The organism is Paenibacillus sp. J22R160, assembly GCF_059692135.1.
In genome coordinates, this window is record NZ_JCAUAU010000017.1 from 15,779 (window position 1) to 34,169 (window position 18,391).

Here is an 18,391-nt window from a genome sequence, read left to right on the forward strand (position 1 = left end):
TTTTTTTCTCTCACGCAACGTTCAACCTTAGCTTTGGAAAGGGCCTACCACTCAGCCACCGTACCATCCGCTTGGCGCCAAACGGGATTCTTCCAATTGTGCCCGATAGCGGCCATCTCACGAACTTTCTCCTCGTTGATTTCGATGCCGAGACCCGGAGCGGTTAGATTTTTGACGAAGCCGTCTTCATATTGGAACACCGCCGGATCCTTCAAATAATCGAGCAGGTCGCTGCCCTGATTATAATGGATACCCAAGCTTTGCTCCTGTATGAAAGCGTTCGGGGAGCAGGTGTCAAGCTGCAAGCAGGATGCCAGAGCGATAGGGCCTAACGGGCAATGCGGCGCAACCGCAACGTCGTAGGCTTCTGCCATCGCGGCGATTTTGCGGGTCTCCAGAATGCCTCCAGCATGGGAAAGATCGGGCTGGATAATGTCCACATATCCTTGCGCCAACAGATCCTTGAAGCCCCAGCGCGTGTACATACGCTCGCCGGTTGCGATCGGGCATGAGGTATGGCGCGCGATCTCTTTAAGCGCTTCATTATTCTCCGGCAAGACAGGCTCTTCAATGAACATCGGACGGTAAGGCTCCAGTTCTTTGACGAGGATTTTGGCCATGGACTTATGGATGCGACCGTGGAAGTCGATGCCGATACCAACATCTCGGCCGACAGCCTCGCGGACAGCGGCAATGCGAGCGATAGCCTCGTCCACCTTGCTGAGCGAGTCGATGTAATGCATTTCCTCCGTGGCGTTCATCTTCACGGCTGTAAAGCCCGCGGCCACCTGCTGTTTGGCCGCCAGCCCGACGTCGCTCGGACGGTCGCCGCCTATCCATGAATAAACGCGTGTGCGCTCACGGCACGCACCGCCTAGCAAATCATAAATAGGGGCATTGTAGAATTTCCCCTTAATATCCCAAAGCGCTTGCTCGATCCCGGAGATCGCGCTTGTCAGGATAGGCCCTCCGCGATAGAAACCGCCGCGGTACAGCACCTGAAACATGTCTTCGATCCGCATCGGATCTTTGCCGATGATTTGTTCGCTCATTTCCATGACAGCGGCTGCGACGGTATCCGCTTTCCCCTCAACGATCGGCTCGCCCCATCCAGTAATGCCTTCATCGGTTTCGATTTTCAAAAACAACCATCTTGGCGGCACCTTAAACAGTTCTAACTTCGTAATCTTCATGGTCTATTTCCTCTCCCATAACTTAGAATGTCTTACTGGTTTACTGCCGCCATGAGCTGCTCGGCATATAGTGTAATCGCTTTATAATTCTCTCTTTGGATTTCGCTAATTGAAACCAAACTTCCTCCTACGCCGATAGAAAAAGCGCCTGCTTCGAGATAAGCGGCAGCATTGTCCTTCGTGATCCCGCCAACAGCGAGGAGGTTCACATCGTTCAGCGGCCCTTTTATCTCCTTCAGATAAGAAGGGCCAAGGCTAGAGCAGGGGAATAATTTCACGGTCGATGCGCCGAAGTTCATAGCTTGAACAATTTCAGTCGGGGTAAAGGCTCCTGGAATCGGAAGCACGCCGCTAGCCAAAGCCTTTTCAATCATACCCTGATCCACATTCGGGGAAATCAGGAACTGTGCGCCGGCCCTAATCGCTTCATCCGCATATGCGGCGTTCAGCACGGTTCCGGCACCAATCACCATGCGGCCATCATACTCTTTGCGCATCATCTGGATGATCTGCAGCGCATTCGGCGTATTCAGTGTCACTTCTGCCAGCTCGATACCGCCGGCAGCAAGCGCCTCAAACAGAGGCTGTGCCTGCGCGGACTCAATGCCGCGAATAATCGCAATGACTTTAGATTTTATTAGCTGCTGCAAAACATCTGAGCTCATTCACCACACCTCCGTTTCTAAGAATATTGATCGCGATACTCCTGTGGGGTCATGCCGTAATGCTTTTTGAAAGCATGATTGAAGGAGTGGGGACGTTGGTACCCGAGCTGTGTAGCAATTTCGTATATTTTATCGTGACCGTTCTTCAGCAAATAGGCGGCGCGATCCATCCGGACGCGGTTGACATAATCGCTGAGGTTATCGCCGGTTTCCAGCTTATAGATTTTAGACACGTACACGGGATGCAAAAAGACATGATCGGCAATGGATTGCAGCGAAACGTCACTGGCCAGATGCTGATCGATAAAGGATCTGATGTCATTAATCAGGGTGACTCTGCTGTTTTTCCGCTCCTGATCCATGTCTTCCCTCATCCGATGCAAGGAACGAATCGTCCATTCGCGCAGCTGGTTGACCGTACGAAAGGGGATGCCTTCGGTCATCCGGTCGTAATCACCGCCAATGAGCTGGTGCAGAGGCCGGCCATTTTTATGAGCAATATAGGCAAAGGCAGACGCTACAGAGAAGTAAACCTCCAGCAAATGCTCCTGCGATTCGGAGAATTTCGCCTCCATTTCGTCGAAAATCAGAGTCAGCTTATCCTCGGTATCCTCCCAACGGGCGGCTTCCAGAAGATGATTGAGCGTAGGCGGTTCATACAGTCTTTGGAGCGCTGAGAGCTCTGGCTGGACAGATTCATCCCCGAGCCGTATCAACAGCTCATGTTCGCTGCCAATTTGTTTGCGAAAAGCGCTCAAAGAGGCGTTGTACAGAGTTGTAATTTCACTGGGAAATGGTCCCCAACTGCTTAGCAGAATGGAGATTTTCCCTTTTAAATAGTTTTTTACAGCAGATTGCAGCACAGAGGCGGTTCGTTCGAGCCAAGAGGAGTCCTCTTGATCCGCAGTCAACGGCTTCTTTTTCATCACAAAAATCAAATAATCATGAGCATCCTTCGTATGCCAGCTATCAAATTTCTCCGCAAACAACTCCTCGACCATGTTGCTGATGGCATATTCCATAAGAGATAGGTGGCTCATATCGTACTCCAGAAAATCCGACTCCAGCCGAATCATCATCAGCACGCAGGGGTGCTCTTGGAAATCCGGAAGCTCCAGCATCTGCATTTTGTCCCGCAGGGATTGCTCAGAGAGCTTGCGCCCTTGGAGGAGGTCGCTCAGTAAGTTGCCGCGCAGCAAAGGGAGGTTCTCTTTGACCGTATAGCTAAGACGTTGCTTAGAAAAAACTTCCTGCCACTCGTTCTGAAGCTTCTCCATGACCCGACCGACAGCAGCTAGCAAATCCTGTTCGGTAACAGGCTTTAGCAAATAGTCTTCGGTTCCTTGGAGAATCGCTTCCTTGGCATAGTTGAAATCGGAGTAACCCGATAAGAGAATGCATTTTGTTTTCTGCCATCTGCGGTTAATTTCCGCAATAAGCTGCAGGCCGGATATCCCCGGCATCTGAATGTCGGTAAGGACGATATCGATGGAGAATTGCTCGAGCAGCTCTAACGCCTCTTTGCCTGAGTAAGCTTTGAACACCTGTTCAATCCCAAGGGATGCCCAGTCAATGGTGGCATGAAGCCGATCTACAACATGAGCCTCGTCATCGACGATCAAAAGTTGAATCATCGTTTGCTCTCCCCGTCAGCTTCTGGAAGGTTCATCTGCGCACAGCGCTTCCAAGTTAACACAGCCTTCAAGCCTCCTTTTTCACCGGGAAAGAAAGTAAGCCCTGATCCTTCTCCGAATTGGTAATACAGCCGGTGGTGGACATTCCAAGTGCCGCAGCCAATATCATCCGACATCGGTGAATGCAGCTGTTCCAGCAGCCTAGCTAGTCCCGCCTCGTTAAGCCCCGCGCCGTTATCTTCAACAATGACGCGGTTCCAGCTCTCATCCTGCTCACCGGTTATGGTGATACGGTCGCCTTCCACGCTGCGTTCGATGCCATGGAGGATAGCGTTCTCTACCAATGGCTGAAGGATCAGCCGGGGAACCCATTCTTCCAGCATGTTCGCGGGAACCGAGATATCATATTTCAGACGATGGATGCGCAGGTGCTGAATATTCAAGTAGTGGCCGACCAAGTCGAGCTCGTCTGCCAGCTTAACGGCTTGCTTCTCAACCCTGGTCGTATAGCGGTAGAATTCGGCCAAATTTTGCGCCATAGCCACGACAGACTCTTTGTCCTCCATCTCGGCTGAATTGATAATGAAAAACAAGGAGTTATACAGAAAGTGCGGATGAATTTGCGATTGCAGCTGCTTCAAGGTCGCCTCGCGGGACCGGATTTTCTCGGCATAAACATCTTCGACCAGCACTTGAATTTGTTCGGCCATTTCATTGAAACGTTGAATGAGAAAATCAAATTCATTCTTGGCCTTGTAGTGGATGCGGGCAGATAAATCACCGCGCTTCACCTTTTGCACACTTTGCATCATTTTACCAATCGGGATTTGCACATTCCGGTACAGCATGAAAGAAGCTAGCACGCTCATAACGAGTAGAAGCCCAATAGTGATGTAGAACAAATTACGCGTCATGGTAATGGGCGAGAGTATTTTCTCAACTGGCACATAATCCACTAAATACCAACCTAGCTGTGTGGACTTCACATAGCTAATCAAATACTGCTGGCGATTGATCTCAAACTGGATTTGACCGGAGTTGGGAAGGTCCGCATCTAGGGCAAGCCGCTCTCGAATTACATTCGTAATCTGCTGGTTGGAAGAGCTGTTCACAATCAAGGCGTTCCTGCCATCCACCAAAAAGGGATCGCTTCGTTTGTCCTGCTTGTACACGTCCATCAGATTCACCATGTTTTGAACGCTGAACCTTACTTGATAGAGCACATTTGCTTGATCTACCGTCTGTGCGCGAATCGGCTCGCTAATCTCTCGGATGAACGATCCAATCCCTTTGTCGCCTTCCCGTACCTCAAACGTCCAAGTGCGTTGAATGGCTCGATGCCAAGGCCATACATCAGTGCCGTTGACGAAAATACTGGAGGAAAGCACCTGCTTCCCCTTGGGGATAGCAACCGTGAGTTCATTTACCCAGCCGCTTGAGACACTTTGCAAGCTAAGCTTTTGAATCATACGCGACTGCTCTTTCAGCACATCATAGTCGGGTGAATCGCTGCGATTGATATATTCCCTCATATAAGGATCGCTCCCGAGAATGACGGGGGACATGGCAAGCCGCTCCACATCTGCATCCAGCTGATGCATGAAGAAGGAGAGCTGATTTAAATTCGACGATTGGATCTGATCCTGCACAACGTTGTTCGTAATCCGGTTCGTATAGCTGTACAGCAGCACGATAGGAATGAGCAATAAGATCAACATGATTAAGATTTTGCTAAAAATATTAAGTTTATAGGGCATGTCAAATCACCTTCCGGGTCATCTAAGCGTTATAACTTAGAGTATACGCCTACGAGAGAAGTCCTCCAAATGAATGGAACCTCTCTCGTAGTTGCATTCAGGGGTAACCCTTCAGGATTAACCTTTAACAGCACCTGCGGAAAGTCCGCTGACAACATAGCGCTGTGAGACTAAGGCGATGATTAGTACCGGAAGCGTAATGATGCATGCTGCAGCCATAAGAGCGCCCCAGTTGATTTCCGAATAAGACATGAAGTTGAATACGGCGATCGGCAGCGTCTTCGTTTTGTCCCCCGCAAGGATGACAGAGAACATGAAATTGTTCCACGAGAAGATAAAAGAAAGCAGAGATGCCGTGATGACACCAGGCCCGGAGATCGGCAGAATAATCCGCAAGAAAACCTGATGATGCGTACAGCCGTCAATAAGGCCGGATTCCTCAATTTCCGTCGGCAGCGCCTCGAAGAAGGAGATCATAATCCAGATAATGAAAGGCAGACCGACGAGCATATGACTTAAAATGAGTGCGGTATACGTGTCCACCAGATGGATTTTGGAGAATAAAATAAACCAAGGGATCAGGAACGTAATCCCTGGGATGATCCTCGCGACTAGAATGAGAAGCCCGAGCTTGTGAAGGTGATGCCTTGCAATGGCATAAGCGGCCGGAAGGCCTAGGATAAGGGAAAGCAGCGTCGAGCCGAAAGCAACGAGGAAGCTGTTCCAGATGAATTTCATGAAATCGTATTCCTTGAATACGCTGACATAGTTGTGAAAAGTCGGTTTGAAAATAAACAATTGGCCTGTCGACAAAATTTGCGATTGTGTTTTAAAGGAGGCGAGCAGCATCCAGACAAACGGGAATGCAAATACGATGAGCACAAGGAAGGTGAGCAGGGTTTGCAGGAACCGTGAACCTCTTTTTTTCTTCATGAAGTGGCTCCCTCCATTCGTTTACGCATCCAGATCATAAATAACGTGAGGCCCATCACCAACGCGAAGAAAATGACAAGCAGGGACGATGCCATACCGAGCTTAAAGTATTGGAAGCCGAGTACATAGCCGTAAAGATTGAGCGTCTCCGAAGCGAAGTTCGGTCCGCCTTGGGTTGTAGCGTAGATGATATCGAATGTTTTCAAAACATCGATTAAACGAAGCATAGCTGCCACGATTATTGTTGGTCTTAAAAGCGGAAGTGTGATCGAAACGAACTTTCTCCATGTGCTTGCGCCGTCTACATCAGCGGCTTCATAAGGATCTGTTGGCAGTGTAGCGAGCCCGGCCATAATGATGAGCGCGATCATCGGCGTCCATTCCCAGACATCTACGATGACCAGGGACGGAATGACTTGACTGGGAGAAGCCAGCCATAGCAGCGGTTCGAGTCCTAACGATTTGAGCATCATGTTGGCAACGCCGATTGTCGGCTCATAAATCAGCATCCAGACCAAGCCCATGGCAACGGGTGTTGCGACCATCGGGAGCAGGAAAACCGTTTTGACGAGATTCTTCCCGTGAAATTCTCTGGATAGGAGTAAAGCGATGGCGATGCCAAGGATAACCTCCAAAGCGAGTGCTGCAAAGGTAAAATAAAACGTCGAGCCTGCTGCATGCCAGAAGCGCTCGTCTTTTAATAAGGCCGTGTAGTTAGCTAAGCCCACCCATAGGGGAGGCGACGTAGCGGACATGCTCCATTCGTAGAAGCTGATGCGGACCGTGTAGATGATTGGAAACAGCATCATCAGCAGGACGAAGATGACGGCAGGAAGCGTGTAGATCCATTTTAAGTTGCGGTTAAACCAGCTGTATTGCACCTGAAGTCACCCTTTCTGATGGTTCGTATAGGAAGGAGCTGTATGAAAGGAAAAAGGGTCATCAGATGACCCTTTTCACCCTCAAACGCCTATTTATCTCGTTTTGTCTTTATCGATAATTGTTTGCAGCGCTTGATTAGCTTTATCTGCAACCGGCCCTATGTTGGTTTCGCCGGACATCACTTTTTGCACGATTTCGCCAACTGCATCACGGGCTTCACCTACACTGATAACCGTTGGACGGTCGTGGTCAACACCCGTTTTGGCGCTTTCCTTGATGATCGGAACTAGCTCCGCAGGGAATCCGGTCGTGCCTTCTGGTTTATCCCATACCGAAGCACGGGCGCCAGGGTTGCCTTTTTGCTGTGTTTTCAACACAACATCTTTGCTTGTTGCCCATTGGATGAAGGCCCAAGTCGCATCTTTATTGCCGGATTTGGCATTCATAGCAAGTCCCCAAGATGTGATGCTGTAAGGCTTGGAGCCCGCTTTGCCGCCAGGGAATACAGCGAATCCGACTTGATCCGCTACTTTGGATTTGGCTGGATCCGTTGCGTTCTGGTACAAGGAGTTAGCATCCGTCAGGAAAGCGACTTTTCCTTGTGCGAAAATACCAAAGGCCTGCGGCCAGGACATGTTAAGCACACCTGGAGGTGCGTAATCTTTAAGCAGCGTGCCGTAGGTCGTAAAGGCCTTAATCGCTTCAGGCGTATTGATGCTGGCTTTCTCGCCTGTCGTGAAGTCCGCACCTTCCGAGTACAGGAAGGACGAGACCTGCGTTACAAGAGGAGAACGCTGGCCCCTTGCGACGAATCCGTACATCTCGTTTTTCGGATCGTGCAGTTTTTTCACCGCAGCATTAAGCTCATCTAACGTTTTCGGTACGGCGATGCCTGCCTTTTGCAGCAAGTCCTTGCGGTAGTACAAAATCTCTTGCTCCGTAATAATCGGAATGCCCGCTAATTTGGACTCGACCGTTGTGGAGCCGATAGCTGATTTGGAGAAATCGTTAAAATCGTAATCCTTCGCTTTTTGAGCATAGTCATCCAAAGGTTGTACCCAACCGTTCTTGTAGAAAAGCTTGCCTTCCTGAAGCGGACGGTACATGAAAACGTCAGGCGTTGCAGAGCCAGATGTGAATTGAACCGTCAGCTTCTGCGTGAGCTGATCCTCGAAAAAGCTTTCGACATTCACTTTAATGCCTGTTTCCTTCTCAAAATCCGGCAGTAAGGGCTTAATGGCATCTGCCCAAGGGTGGTTGGCCGTTACGAGCGAGATCGTTTTACCTGCGTATGGCTTCGCGTTAGCGGTTGCAGCTGCACCGGCGCTTGGCGCAGTAGATGGCTGTGCCGTGTTTGCTGTATTGCCGCAGCCCGCTAATACCGCTACTGCCATTACAGCTATTGTGCCAACACCAATCCATTGCTTGAGTGATTTTTTCATCTAATATGTGACCTCCCATGTACTTAGAAATGACTGTGTTTACATCTCTAAGAGTACCTGAATCCTGTAGGGTGTAGATATAACTAAGATTTAAGATGCATAACTACGGCTGAAGGTAATTCGCGTTAGGGTAGGGTGCCCGAGTTTGATTTTCCAAAAACATCCTTGATCAAATGACGCGAAATAACGGTAAATTTCCATCTAATGCTGCTAACTCGCCTAAATGGGGGGCAACCTGGAGGGGCATCTGAGTAGCGCAAAACTGAAGCGGGGCACCTGAGTAGCGCAAACTGAAGCGAGGCAACTGAGTAGCGCAAAACTGAAGCGAGGCACCTAAGTGGCGCAAAACTGAAGCGAGGCACCTAAGTAGCGCAAAACTGAAGCGAGGCACCTAAGTAGATAGGTTACTTGTAATTAACGCCGATTTCTCCTGTTACTTTCCGCTACTGAGCGACTTTTTAGCAATTAACTCCATTTTCTACCGTTAATAACTGCACATATAGCCGATTTCGGGTAGCTACCTCCGATTTAGATGGAGTTTCTACTGTTAATCACCTTCCTGCGACCAAATAGCGCAGAATAACGGTAGATTTTCCATGTATTGCTGCTACTGAGCGTAACCTCGAGCATGGAGCATGGAAAGGGACACACTCCAAAACACAAAAAAGCCTTCCCCGCAAGGAAGGCTTTACCTATCAAAGCGAGCTAACCTGGCTGAATTGATTAGCATACAAGTCATAATAATGCCCGCGGAGCGCAAGCAGCTCCTCATGCGTGCCCCGTTCCACGATCTCGCCGCCGTGGATCACCAGAATCGCACTCGCTTCGCGAATCGTGCTAAGCCGGTGGGCGATCACGAAGCTCGTTCGCCCTTTCATCAGAACGCCCATCGCCTGCTGGATGTGCAGTTCCGTGCGCGTGTCGACGGAGCTCGTCGCCTCGTCGAGCACGAGAATCGCGGGGTCGGCGAGAATCGCCCGCGCGATCGTGAGCAGCTGCCGCTGGCCCTGACTCAGGTTGCCGCCTCCGGCGGTCAACATGGCGTCATAGCCGTTAGGCAGCTTGCGAATGAACCCGTCCGCGTTGGCAAGCCTCGCGGCGGTTTCCACTTCTTCGTCCGTCGCGTCCAGACGGCCGAAGCGGATATTTTCTCGGATCGTATCCGAGAAAAGGTACACATCCTGCAGCACGATGCCGAGGCGGCTGCGCAGACTGTCCTTATCGAGGCTGCGAATATCGCGGCCGTCGATGGTGATGGAGCCTTCGCCGACATCGTAGAAGCGGGTCAGCAGGTTGATGATCGTCGTTTTGCCGGCGCCCGTCGGGCCAACTAAAGCGATCAAATCGCCGGGCTCCGCGACGAACGTAACATCGTTTAGCGTAGGCACATCGTCGGTATAGCGGAAGGAGACGTTTTGAAAGACAACCTCGCCCTTAACCTCCTTTAGCTCTACAGCATTCGCCGCTGAATCGTATTCCGTCTCGCGATCCATCACTTCAAACACACGCTCGGCCCCCGCGATACCGGACTGAATCATATTATACTGATTCGCGAGATCGTTGATGGGGCGGCTGAACTGCCTGGAATAGTTGAGGAAGCTGATCACAACGCCAACCATCGTCCAACCTTTGAGCACCATCCAGCCGCCAATGGCAGCCAGCATGATGAAGCTGAAATGATTGATCATATTCATACTAGGTCCCATCATTCCCGATAGCTGCTGAGCGCCTGTACCGGCAGTGCGGAGCTGCTTGTTAATCGTACCCAGCTGGCGAACTGTCGCGGCTTCACGGCGAAACGTTTTGACGACCTTTTGACCAGAAATGGTTTCCTCAATTAAGCCATTGAGCTCGCCGAGCCGCTGCTGCTGTTCTTTGAACAGGCGCTGGGTATGCCTCGTAATCTGCTTCGTTGTGAATAGAACGATTGGAACCGTAATCAACGTAATGAGAGTAAGCCAGATATTCAAAGTAATCATCATGATAAAAGAACCGGCAATCATCACGATACTTGTAATGATCTGCGTTAAATTTTGACTGAGCGTAGTTGCTACATTATCGACGTCATTCGTCGTGCGACTCATAAGCTCACCGTGAGAGGTTTTGTCAAAATAACTAATCGGCAGCTTGTGGAGGTGGCGAAACAGATCCTGCCTCATTTCCCATACCGTCCGCTGAGATACCCCCGCCATGACATACGATTGAATCCATGTAGCCGCTCCGCTGAACAAATAACAGCCAAGCAAAAGGAGACAGAGTCCAAGCAAGCCGCTGCTGTCACGAGGTACGATGTAATCATCAATGGCGACGCCTATCAAATAAGGCCCGAGCAGTGCAAGTCCGCTGCCGAGGACCGTAAGGATAATAACAGTGAGCAGCCCTGTACGTTGATGCTGAAGATAACCCCACATGCGCAGGAGGGTCGCACCGATATGTCGGGCGCGCGGCGGTGTCTGCTTTTTAGCCATGAAGGGCAGTCTCCTTTCCTTGCTGCGAGCGGTAAATGTCTTGATAGATGGCGCTTGTCGTCAGCAGCTCCTCATGTGTTCCGCGTGCGGCGATGCGTCCTTCATCGAGAACAAGAATTTGATCGGCGTGCAGCACCGATGAGACGCGCTGCGCGATAATGATGCGCGTGCTGCCGGCCATCAAGTGCTGTAGGGAACGCTGGATGCGCTTCTCCGTGCCAAGATCAATGGCGCTGGTGCTGTCATCCAGCACAAGGAGCGGCGAGCGCAGGAGCAGAGCTCGGGCAATCGCTATGCGCTGTTTTTGACCGCCGGACAGATTCACGCCGCGCTGTCCCAGCTTCGCCTCGTATCCCTCAGGCAGCTGGCGAATGAAGCTATCCGCTTCCGCTGCCTTGGCGGCTGCTTCGATCTCGGCCTTAGAGGCCCCGGGCCTGCCGAAAAGAAGGTTCTCGCGTATCGTACCGCTAAACAAGATAGACTGCTGCAGGACGAATCCAATTTGGCTGCGCAGCTGTTCGACGGGTATCTCTTTAATATCAACGCCGCCCAAAAGAATGCGGCCTTTTGTTGCGTCATAGAGCCGTGGGATCAAGCTGACAAGCGTGGATTTACCGGAGCCGGTCGCTCCAAGAATCCCGATCGTTTGGCCTGGCAGCGCCTTGAAAGAGATGTCTTCGAGGACAGGCTGGTCGGGAGCCGAATCATACACGAAGGAGACATGCTCAAATTCCAACTCACAGCCTAGCATAGGTGAATTCATCTCCATTTGTACTCCATCTTCATTCCTCTCCTGCACGGGTTCATTCATATCAGGTTCGGTATCCAATACTTCACGGATTCGCTCAGCAGAAACTTCGGCGCGGGAAATATTCATCAGCGTATTGCTGATTGAAACCAGCGAAAAGAGTACTTGAGTGATATAGATGATAAAAGCGGCCAAGTCGCCAATTGCCATAGAGCCGCTCCAGGTCTGTCCGCCGCCGAACCATAGAACCGCAACAATACTTATGTTCAAAATTAATGTCATCAGCGGTCCGCTTGTAGCCAGGGCGCGGGCGGAGCTAAGACTTGCGTCCAGCAGGGCAGTGTTGGCTTTGCCGAAACGGGTTCGCTCGAAAGCGGCACGCACGAAAGCTTTGATCACCCGAATGCCTGAGGTGCTTTCCTGCATAACGGTGTTAACGCGATCGAGCCTCGCCTGCATCAACCGAAAGAGCGGTGTAGATCGTTTCATCAGCACATATAAAATAAGGAATTGAATCGGGACGACGGCCAGCAAAATCAAAGAAAGCCGCGGCGAAATCACAATCGCCATTATGATGCTGCCAATAAGCAGCGAAGCCTCGCGTACGAATTGACGCAGTAGAATTTGAAGGATGTTCAGCATTTGCATCACATCGCCGGTCAAGCGAGTTATCAGCGATCCGGTTGAAAAAGTATCCAACTGCCGGAACGAGAAGGACTGCACCTTCTCAAATACGCTGAGCCGCAGGTCAGCGCCGAAGTTCTGTGCAGCTTTCACTGTAAAAAACGTACAGCCCACCCCGCCGACAAGGCCGATGAAGGCAACGCCTAACATGCGCAAGCCCGTCGACCAAACCAGTGCGAGATTACCATCCGCAACGCCGTGATTCACAATGGCCGCCATCAGGCGGGGCTGAGTTAGATCCATCCAGACCTCCATCACCATCAACAAGGGGGCAAGCAAGGTGATCAGCCAATAAGGTTTAACAAATGATCGCAGTTTCCACATCGCAAGAAATCCTTTCTTTTGTTTGGTGGCTAACTAATTTTCTTCCTCTTTCGGGCGCAGATTCTCCTGCATTTGAAGCAGCAGACGGCGAAATAAGAGGATTTCCTCAGGCAGAAAATGCGAAAAGGTCAACTCATCCGTCGCCTTAATGGCTTGCTTGACATGGATGGTGACTTCCCTGCCTTTATCGGTTAAATAAACGCGTGTAACTCGCTGATCCGTAGGGTCAGGCCGGCGTTCTACAAGGCCTGTTTTCTCCATGCGGTCAACCATAACCGTTAATGTTGCGGGCTTATTGTGAATGCGCGCGGCAAGCTCGCGCTGACTGAGTCCGTCTTCGGCGGACAAGGCAAGGAGCAAAGGCGGTTGCCCGGGATAAACGTCATACGGATGAATGATTTGATCAATCGTACGGCGGTGCATTTTCAGCAAATGAGACATCATATGTGTGAGAGATTCTTGATTAGGGTGACGCGACAACGTTATATCCTCCCTTTTGTTAGGTGACTAATTAATATCTTAGATACGCAGCTCAATCCTGTCAATACACGATTTCACTTCTTCCTGCCTTGTAAAATGCTCTTTGCACGGCTCCACGCTTTTCAGGTATTGTATAGATAAGGTATAAAAGGAGAGTGGAAGGAATGACCGCTGCTATTATTTTGGGCGTAATTGCCCTTGTTATCATACTTGGAGCAACGTTCTGGGTAACGCGGAAGGCGTACTCCCGCAGATGGGATGAAGAGGAGCACGACTAACGGGGGAGTGGCCCCCCGTGCGCGTAGCCTCCCTCTAGTCAGGTATGCGCTTTCTTGCTATGATTGAAGGAGCAAACATAAAGGTGGCTGGCCGAATGAACCGAATGGAGGCCGAATTCAGTAACCTGGTCAAGGCTTATCGCAAAAGGCATATGGGCAAAGGGCCGGAGCGTGTGACGACGACTTTTTGCAAGTGCTGGGCGATCTGCGAGATGGCTGGCAACCTATCACCGGTGGAGAAGTTTATGGCGAAGACGGGCGATGGCAGACAAATGCTCCGCACGGCTCGCACGGAAATGGTCAAAGAGATGTATCGTGATCATCCCCCTGTGGAGATGGAGGAGCTGCTAGGCGCGAAATTCGTCCAACTGTTCGTTGACATCGACATTGAGCAGGATTTGGGGATGTCGGTATTCGTTTTTGATCAGGATCTGGAGAGGAAGTTTGGCGGGAAGTAGGCCGTGATCTGTCATGAGGAACCTTGTCAGACTGCGGACCGCAGAGCGTAGACGGCAGAGCGCAGACCGCAGAGCGCAGAGGGCAGACGGCAGAGCGCAGAGCGCAGAGCGCAGAGCACAGACCGCAGACGGCAGAGAGCAGAGCGCAGAGCGCAGACGGCAGACCGCAGAGCGCAGAGCGCAGACGGCAGACCGCAGAGCGCAGAGCGCAGACCGCAGAAGGCAGAGCGCAGACCGCAGACGGCAGACGGCAGACCGCAGACGGCAGACGGCAGACGGCAGACCGCAGACGGCAGACGGCAGACCGCAGACTGCAGACTGCAGAGAGCAGACACCAGACCGCAGAGCGCAGACGGCAGACGGCAGACTGCAGAGCGCAGACACCAGAGCGCAGACGGGCAGAGAGCAGACCGCAGAGCGCAGACGGCAGACGGCAGACGGCAGAGCGCAGAGCGCAGACACCAGAGCGCAGACGGGCAGAGAGCAGACCGCAGAGCGCAGACGGCAGACGGCAGACGGCAGACGGCAGACGGCAGACTGCAGAGCGCAGACACCAGACGGCAGAGCGCAGACCGCAGAGCGCAGACGGCAGACGGCAGACGGCAGACGGCAGACCGCAGAGCGCAGACACCAGACACCAGACCGCAAACACAGACCCCAGGCCTGCTAAAGCTGAACCTGTACAATCATGTAAAAAGTGCAGCAAAACATCGCAATTTTGCGATTTTGAGAGTGAATCGTGTATTATATACAGCAAAAATACGGATTGTAGCCACAAATAGAGCGTTGGCTCCAATTTTGATGTACTTTTTGCAGGATTCAATGTAAATAATACGTAGTCAGCCTAAATTTGATGTACTTTTTGCAGTTTGGGAGCGTGACTTCCATACATGGGCACCACAAAACGTCCGCCAATACAGACTCAAACGCAAAGGCAAGCATACCTCCCGAGGCAAGATTAGCTAAGAATGACATATACATAACAAAAGTGCATGGCACTTGGTAGCGAACCTGCCGGAGACTAACCACTGTAGAACATCGCTTGTGACTTTCTTGAAAAGGAGGTTTGCAGGGCGTGTTTTGCGGTGGTTTTTTGCATCATACCAATCCGATAACACAATAGAGGAGCTGCTTATCATGGGAAAAACGAAGCACACCGGGCCAATCAAGCTGCCCGCAAAGCCTGATCCGAAGCTGTGGGTCAGCAAAGTACCGTTCGGGCTGGGCAAAGTGAAGCCGCAGCATATTCGGGAAACAGCTAAGATTGCCTGGCAGAATCGAGATAATCTCCCTTATGCCTATCGGATATTGACACAAGGGGTGTGCGACGGGTGTGCACTGGGTGTGTCAGGGCTGTACGACCAGACGCTGGCGGGACCGCACCTCTGCACGACACGGCTGAACGTGCTTCGGCTGAATACGATGCCGGCAATCCGCGAGGAGCTGCTCCATGCGGATATCGACGAGCTGAGCCGCATGAGCAGCACGGAGCTAAGGCAGCTCGGTCGTATTCCCTATCCGCTCATACGCCGGCACGGGGAGCGGACATTCAGCCGCGTCACATGGGATGAGGCGCTGGACACCATCGCGGCGAAGGCGCGGGCGATTGACCCGAAGGGGATGGCCTTCTATCTGACGGCTAGAGGGATCACGAACGAGTCGTATTATGCAGCGGCCAAGGTGGCGAGGCTGCTAGGCACGAACAACATCGACAATGCCTCGCGCATCTGTCACTCGCCGTCGAAGACGGCCTTGAAGCGCTCCGTCGGCGTCGGTGCTTCAACATGTAATTACAAGGACTGGATCGGGACGGACGTCCTTGTGTTCTGGGGCAGTGTGGCCGCTAACAATCAGCCGGTCTCGACGAAGTATATGTATGCGGCCAAGCGCAAAGGGACGAAGATCATTGTCATTAACCCGTACTACGAGCCCTCCATGGAGCAGTACTGGATCCCTTCCATTCCCGAATCCGCGCTATTCGGGACCAAACTCGCCGACGATGTGTACCAAGTGAACATCGGCGGAGACATTGCCTTCATGAACGGCGTCATGAAGGAATGGTTCGAGATGGAGGAGGCCGTGCCCGGCTCCGCCATCGACCATGCGTTCGTGCAGGCGCACACGAACGGCTACGAGCAGCTGCGCGCCCACGTGGCGCAGCAGGACTGGACGACGCTGGAGCAGTCGTCCGGGCTTTCCCGCGAACGCATGCGCGAGTTCGCACAGCTGCTGGCGCGTGCCGCCTCCGCGGTTTTCGTGTGGAGCATGGGGCTCACACAGCACCGCTTCGGCACGGACAACATCTCGCAGGTGGCGAATCTCGCCCTCCTGCGGGGCTTTCTCGGCCGCGAGCACTGCGGGCTGATGCCCATCCGCGGCCACAGCGGCGTGCAGGGCTCCGGCGAAATGGGCGCGGACCCCTTCTCCTTGCCCGGCGGCGACATGAGCAGCGCCGCCGACCGCAGCCGCATCGAGCAGCTCTGGGGCTTCGCGCTGCCGAGCTGGCAGGGTGACATCGTCGGTGTCACCCTGGAGAACGCGCTCCTGCCCGAGGAACAGGAGCGGAAGCTTCGGCTGTTTTACACATCCGGAGGCAACTTCCTGGAGACGATGCCTCACCCGGCGTTCGTCCGTGAAGCCCTAACGGCTGTTGATATCCGTGTTCACCAGGACATCATCCTGAACACCTCCACGCTGCTGGATGCGCGGGAGGCTGTGGTGGTGCTGCCCGCGATGACGCGCTACGAGCAGCCCGGGGGAGGCACGTCCACCTCGACGGAACGGATGGTGTACTTCTCGCCCGAGATCGCCGGCCCGCGGATCGGCGAGGCCCGCGCGGAGTGGGCGATCTATGCCGATCTGGCCCGCCGCGTGAAGCCCGAGGCAGCCGCTCAGCATCTCGGCTGTGGCAGCGCCGAAGCCATTCGCGAGGAGATTGCTCTGGCCGCGCCAAGCTACAACGGCATTCAGCACCTGCGTGAGCGCGGTGATGTGTTTCAATACGGCGGCGCGTGGCTGTGCGAGGACGGCGTCTGTCCGACGCCGGATGGCCGCGGCGCGCTGCTGCCGATCGAGCTTCCGCAGCTGCGGAAGGCGGAGGGGCATTTTGCCGTGACGACACGGCGCGGCAAGCAGTTCAATTCGATGATCTACAGCGACATCGATCCGTTCAATGAAGCGGATCGCTACGATGTGCTGATCCATCCCGGGGATGCGGCGCCCCTTGCGCTAAGTGAAGGGGAGGCGATAGTGGTCTACAACCGGTTCGGCAGCATGCACGGCCGGGTCAAATTTGCCGAGATCAAAACCGGTAATATTGAAGTCCATTGGCCGGAAGGGAACAGCTTGATCCCGAAAGGCGTTTATGAGCCGCATGCCGGCATCCCCGAATACAATACAACGGTTATCGTGGAGAAGGCAGAAACGTACCATGCCCACAAAGACACACGATACGTCGAGAAACGGATTGAAGAGCTGGAGATCGAAGCGGGGTGAAGAAGACGATGGATAACGAGCAGGAACAGGTTGAATCTGTTGGCCATGCGGGGTCTGCAAAGTCAGCAGAGTCCGGGCTTTCTTCAACGACAACGTGGAACATTTATCGTTATAACGGCACGGAGATTCTCCCTCAAGAGGACACCATCGCGACAGAGACACCGTTAACGATCAAGGTGGATGGCGAGGAATTCGCAACGCTGGTGTACACACCAACGGATACGGTTGATTTGGTTACCGGCTTTCTTGCTTCCGAGGGTCTGATTCGATTCGTCGATCAGATCGAGTCGCTCACATTGGAGGTGGAACGCGGCTTCGCACATGTGAAGCTGCGGCATCTGCACCAGCTAAGCCGGCAGATGGTGTCCAAACGATTCATCGGCTCCTGCTGCGGCAAAAGCCGTCAGTTTTATTTTCACAATGACGCCCGTACGGCCAAAACGGTTCGCACAAATCTTCAGATTACCGTTCAGCAATGTTTTCATCTTATGAACCTGATGCAGGAGCAGTCGGCGGACTTTCGAGCTACGGGTGGGCTGCATAATGCAGCGCTGTGCACAGCGGATGAGCTTCTCTTGAGCAGGTCCGATATCGGTCGGCATAATGCTTTGGATAAAATTTACGGTCACTTGCTCAGGGGGCGAATATCCGTTCGAGATAAGGTGATTGCTTTTAGCGGGAGGGTCTCTTCCGAGGTTGTTCTTAAGGCTGCCAAAATCGGAGTCGGCATTTTGCTGTCGAAATCTGCCCCAACGGACTTGGCGCTTAGATTAGCGCAGGATCTAGGGATTACAGTCGTTGGTTTCATCCGAAGGGATCAATTAACCGTTTACACCCACCCGCAGCGCATAACGGAATGTCGATAAAGCCCCTTTTATGTGGGAAAATTTGTATTGTCTCTCTATCACAAATATGCTAGATTCTAGCTACTGTCATATATTGTTAAGAGA

At 52.5% G+C, this 18,391-nt stretch carries 14 protein-coding genes; 4 read left to right on the forward strand and 10 right to left on the reverse strand.

Annotated elements, in window-relative coordinates; genetic code table 11:
- Positions 1-44: 44 nt before the first annotated feature.
- The 10 genes from dgoD to AC58UW_RS25230 form a co-directional block, all read right to left on the reverse strand.
- On the reverse strand, positions 45-1,193 hold the full coding sequence (gene dgoD / locus AC58UW_RS25185) for a galactonate dehydratase (RefSeq protein WP_497423321.1): 1,149 nt from the start codon (positions 1,191-1,193) through the stop codon (positions 45-47).
- A 32-nt stretch (positions 1,194-1,225) separates the two neighbouring features.
- Positions 1,226-1,858: a bifunctional 4-hydroxy-2-oxoglutarate aldolase/2-dehydro-3-deoxy-phosphogluconate aldolase gene (locus AC58UW_RS25190; protein WP_497423322.1), complete on the reverse strand. Its 633-nt coding sequence runs from the start codon at positions 1,856-1,858 to the stop codon at positions 1,226-1,228.
- Between the two features lie 17 nt (positions 1,859-1,875).
- Complete coding sequence (locus tag AC58UW_RS25195) at positions 1,876-3,492, reverse strand: response regulator (protein ID WP_497423323.1); 1,617 nt, start codon at positions 3,490-3,492, stop codon at positions 1,876-1,878.
- On the reverse strand, positions 3,489-5,249 hold the full coding sequence (locus AC58UW_RS25200) for a sensor histidine kinase (RefSeq protein ID WP_497423324.1): 1,761 nt from the start codon (positions 5,247-5,249) through the stop codon (positions 3,489-3,491). The genes AC58UW_RS25195 and AC58UW_RS25200 overlap by 4 nt, the downstream gene beginning before the upstream one ends.
- A gap of 117 nt (positions 5,250-5,366) precedes the next feature.
- Positions 5,367-6,182 (reverse strand): carbohydrate ABC transporter permease, encoded by an 816-nt coding sequence (locus tag AC58UW_RS25205; protein ID WP_497423325.1) that lies wholly within the window; start codon positions 6,180-6,182, stop codon positions 5,367-5,369.
- Entirely contained in the window at positions 6,179-7,063 is an 885-nt protein-coding gene (locus AC58UW_RS25210; protein WP_497423326.1) for a carbohydrate ABC transporter permease, read from the reverse strand. The genes AC58UW_RS25205 and AC58UW_RS25210 overlap by 4 nt, the downstream gene beginning before the upstream one ends.
- Positions 7,064-7,156: 93 nt before the next feature.
- Complete coding sequence (locus tag AC58UW_RS25215) at positions 7,157-8,506, reverse strand: ABC transporter substrate-binding protein (RefSeq protein ID WP_497423327.1); 1,350 nt, start codon at positions 8,504-8,506, stop codon at positions 7,157-7,159.
- A gap of 695 nt (positions 8,507-9,201) precedes the next feature.
- A complete protein-coding gene (locus tag AC58UW_RS25220) occupies positions 9,202-10,974 on the reverse strand; it encodes an ABC transporter ATP-binding protein (protein WP_497423328.1) in 1,773 nt (590 codons plus the stop codon).
- Positions 10,967-12,730: an ABC transporter ATP-binding protein gene (locus AC58UW_RS25225; protein WP_497423329.1), complete on the reverse strand. Its 1,764-nt coding sequence runs from the start codon at positions 12,728-12,730 to the stop codon at positions 10,967-10,969. The genes AC58UW_RS25220 and AC58UW_RS25225 overlap by 8 nt, the downstream gene beginning before the upstream one ends.
- Positions 12,731-12,763: 33 nt before the next feature.
- Positions 12,764-13,210 (reverse strand): MarR family winged helix-turn-helix transcriptional regulator, encoded by a 447-nt coding sequence (locus tag AC58UW_RS25230; RefSeq protein WP_497423330.1) that lies wholly within the window; start codon positions 13,208-13,210, stop codon positions 12,764-12,766.
- 373 nt (positions 13,211-13,583) lie between these two features.
- On the opposite strand from AC58UW_RS25230, the gene AC58UW_RS25235 reads away from it, so the two are divergent.
- From AC58UW_RS25235 to fdhD, 4 genes are all read left to right on the forward strand, one after another.
- Positions 13,584-13,946, forward strand: a complete 363-nt coding sequence (locus tag AC58UW_RS25235) for a Na-translocating system protein MpsC family protein (RefSeq protein WP_161407062.1) — start codon at positions 13,584-13,586, stop codon at positions 13,944-13,946.
- A gap of 13 nt (positions 13,947-13,959) precedes the next feature.
- A complete protein-coding gene (locus tag AC58UW_RS25240; RefSeq protein WP_497423331.1) occupies positions 13,960-14,616 on the forward strand; it encodes a hypothetical protein in 657 nt (218 codons plus the stop codon).
- A gap of 467 nt (positions 14,617-15,083) precedes the next feature.
- Positions 15,084-17,441, forward strand: coding sequence for an FdhF/YdeP family oxidoreductase (locus tag AC58UW_RS25245; protein ID WP_497423332.1), 2,358 nt, complete (start codon positions 15,084-15,086; stop codon positions 17,439-17,441).
- Positions 17,438-18,307 carry a formate dehydrogenase accessory sulfurtransferase FdhD gene (gene fdhD, locus AC58UW_RS25250; RefSeq protein WP_497423333.1) on the forward strand — a complete coding sequence of 290 codons (870 nt, stop codon included), beginning with the start codon at positions 17,438-17,440 and terminating at the stop codon, positions 18,305-18,307. The genes AC58UW_RS25245 and fdhD overlap by 4 nt, the downstream gene beginning before the upstream one ends.
- Positions 18,308-18,391 lie beyond the last annotated feature (84 nt).

Bases quoted from the DNA above. Each gene is read 5' to 3' on its own strand.
- dgoD (WP_497423321.1), bottom strand. From the start codon at position 1,193: ATGAAGATTACGAAGTTAGAACTGTTTAAGGTGCCGCCAAGATGGTTG.
- AC58UW_RS25200 (WP_497423324.1), bottom strand. From the start codon at position 5,249: ATGCCCTATAAACTTAATATTTTTAGCAAAATCTTAATCATGTTGATC.
- AC58UW_RS25220 (WP_497423328.1), bottom strand. From the start codon at position 10,974: ATGGCTAAAAAGCAGACACCGCCGCGCGCCCGACATATCGGTGCGACC.
- AC58UW_RS25225 (WP_497423329.1), bottom strand. From the start codon at position 12,730: ATGTGGAAACTGCGATCATTTGTTAAACCTTATTGGCTGATCACCTTG.
- AC58UW_RS25190 (WP_497423322.1), bottom strand. From the start codon at position 1,858: ATGAGCTCAGATGTTTTGCAGCAGCTAATAAAATCTAAAGTCATTGCG.
- AC58UW_RS25195 (WP_497423323.1), bottom strand. From the start codon at position 3,492: ATGATTCAACTTTTGATCGTCGATGACGAGGCTCATGTTGTAGATCGG.
- AC58UW_RS25235 (WP_161407062.1), top strand. From the start codon at position 13,584: ATGAACCGAATGGAGGCCGAATTCAGTAACCTGGTCAAGGCTTATCGC.
- AC58UW_RS25240 (WP_497423331.1), top strand. From the start codon at position 13,960: ATGAGGAACCTTGTCAGACTGCGGACCGCAGAGCGTAGACGGCAGAGC.
- AC58UW_RS25205 (WP_497423325.1), bottom strand. From the start codon at position 6,182: ATGAAGAAAAAAAGAGGTTCACGGTTCCTGCAAACCCTGCTCACCTTC.
- AC58UW_RS25245 (WP_497423332.1), top strand. From the start codon at position 15,084: ATGGGAAAAACGAAGCACACCGGGCCAATCAAGCTGCCCGCAAAGCCT.
- AC58UW_RS25215 (WP_497423327.1), bottom strand. From the start codon at position 8,506: ATGAAAAAATCACTCAAGCAATGGATTGGTGTTGGCACAATAGCTGTA.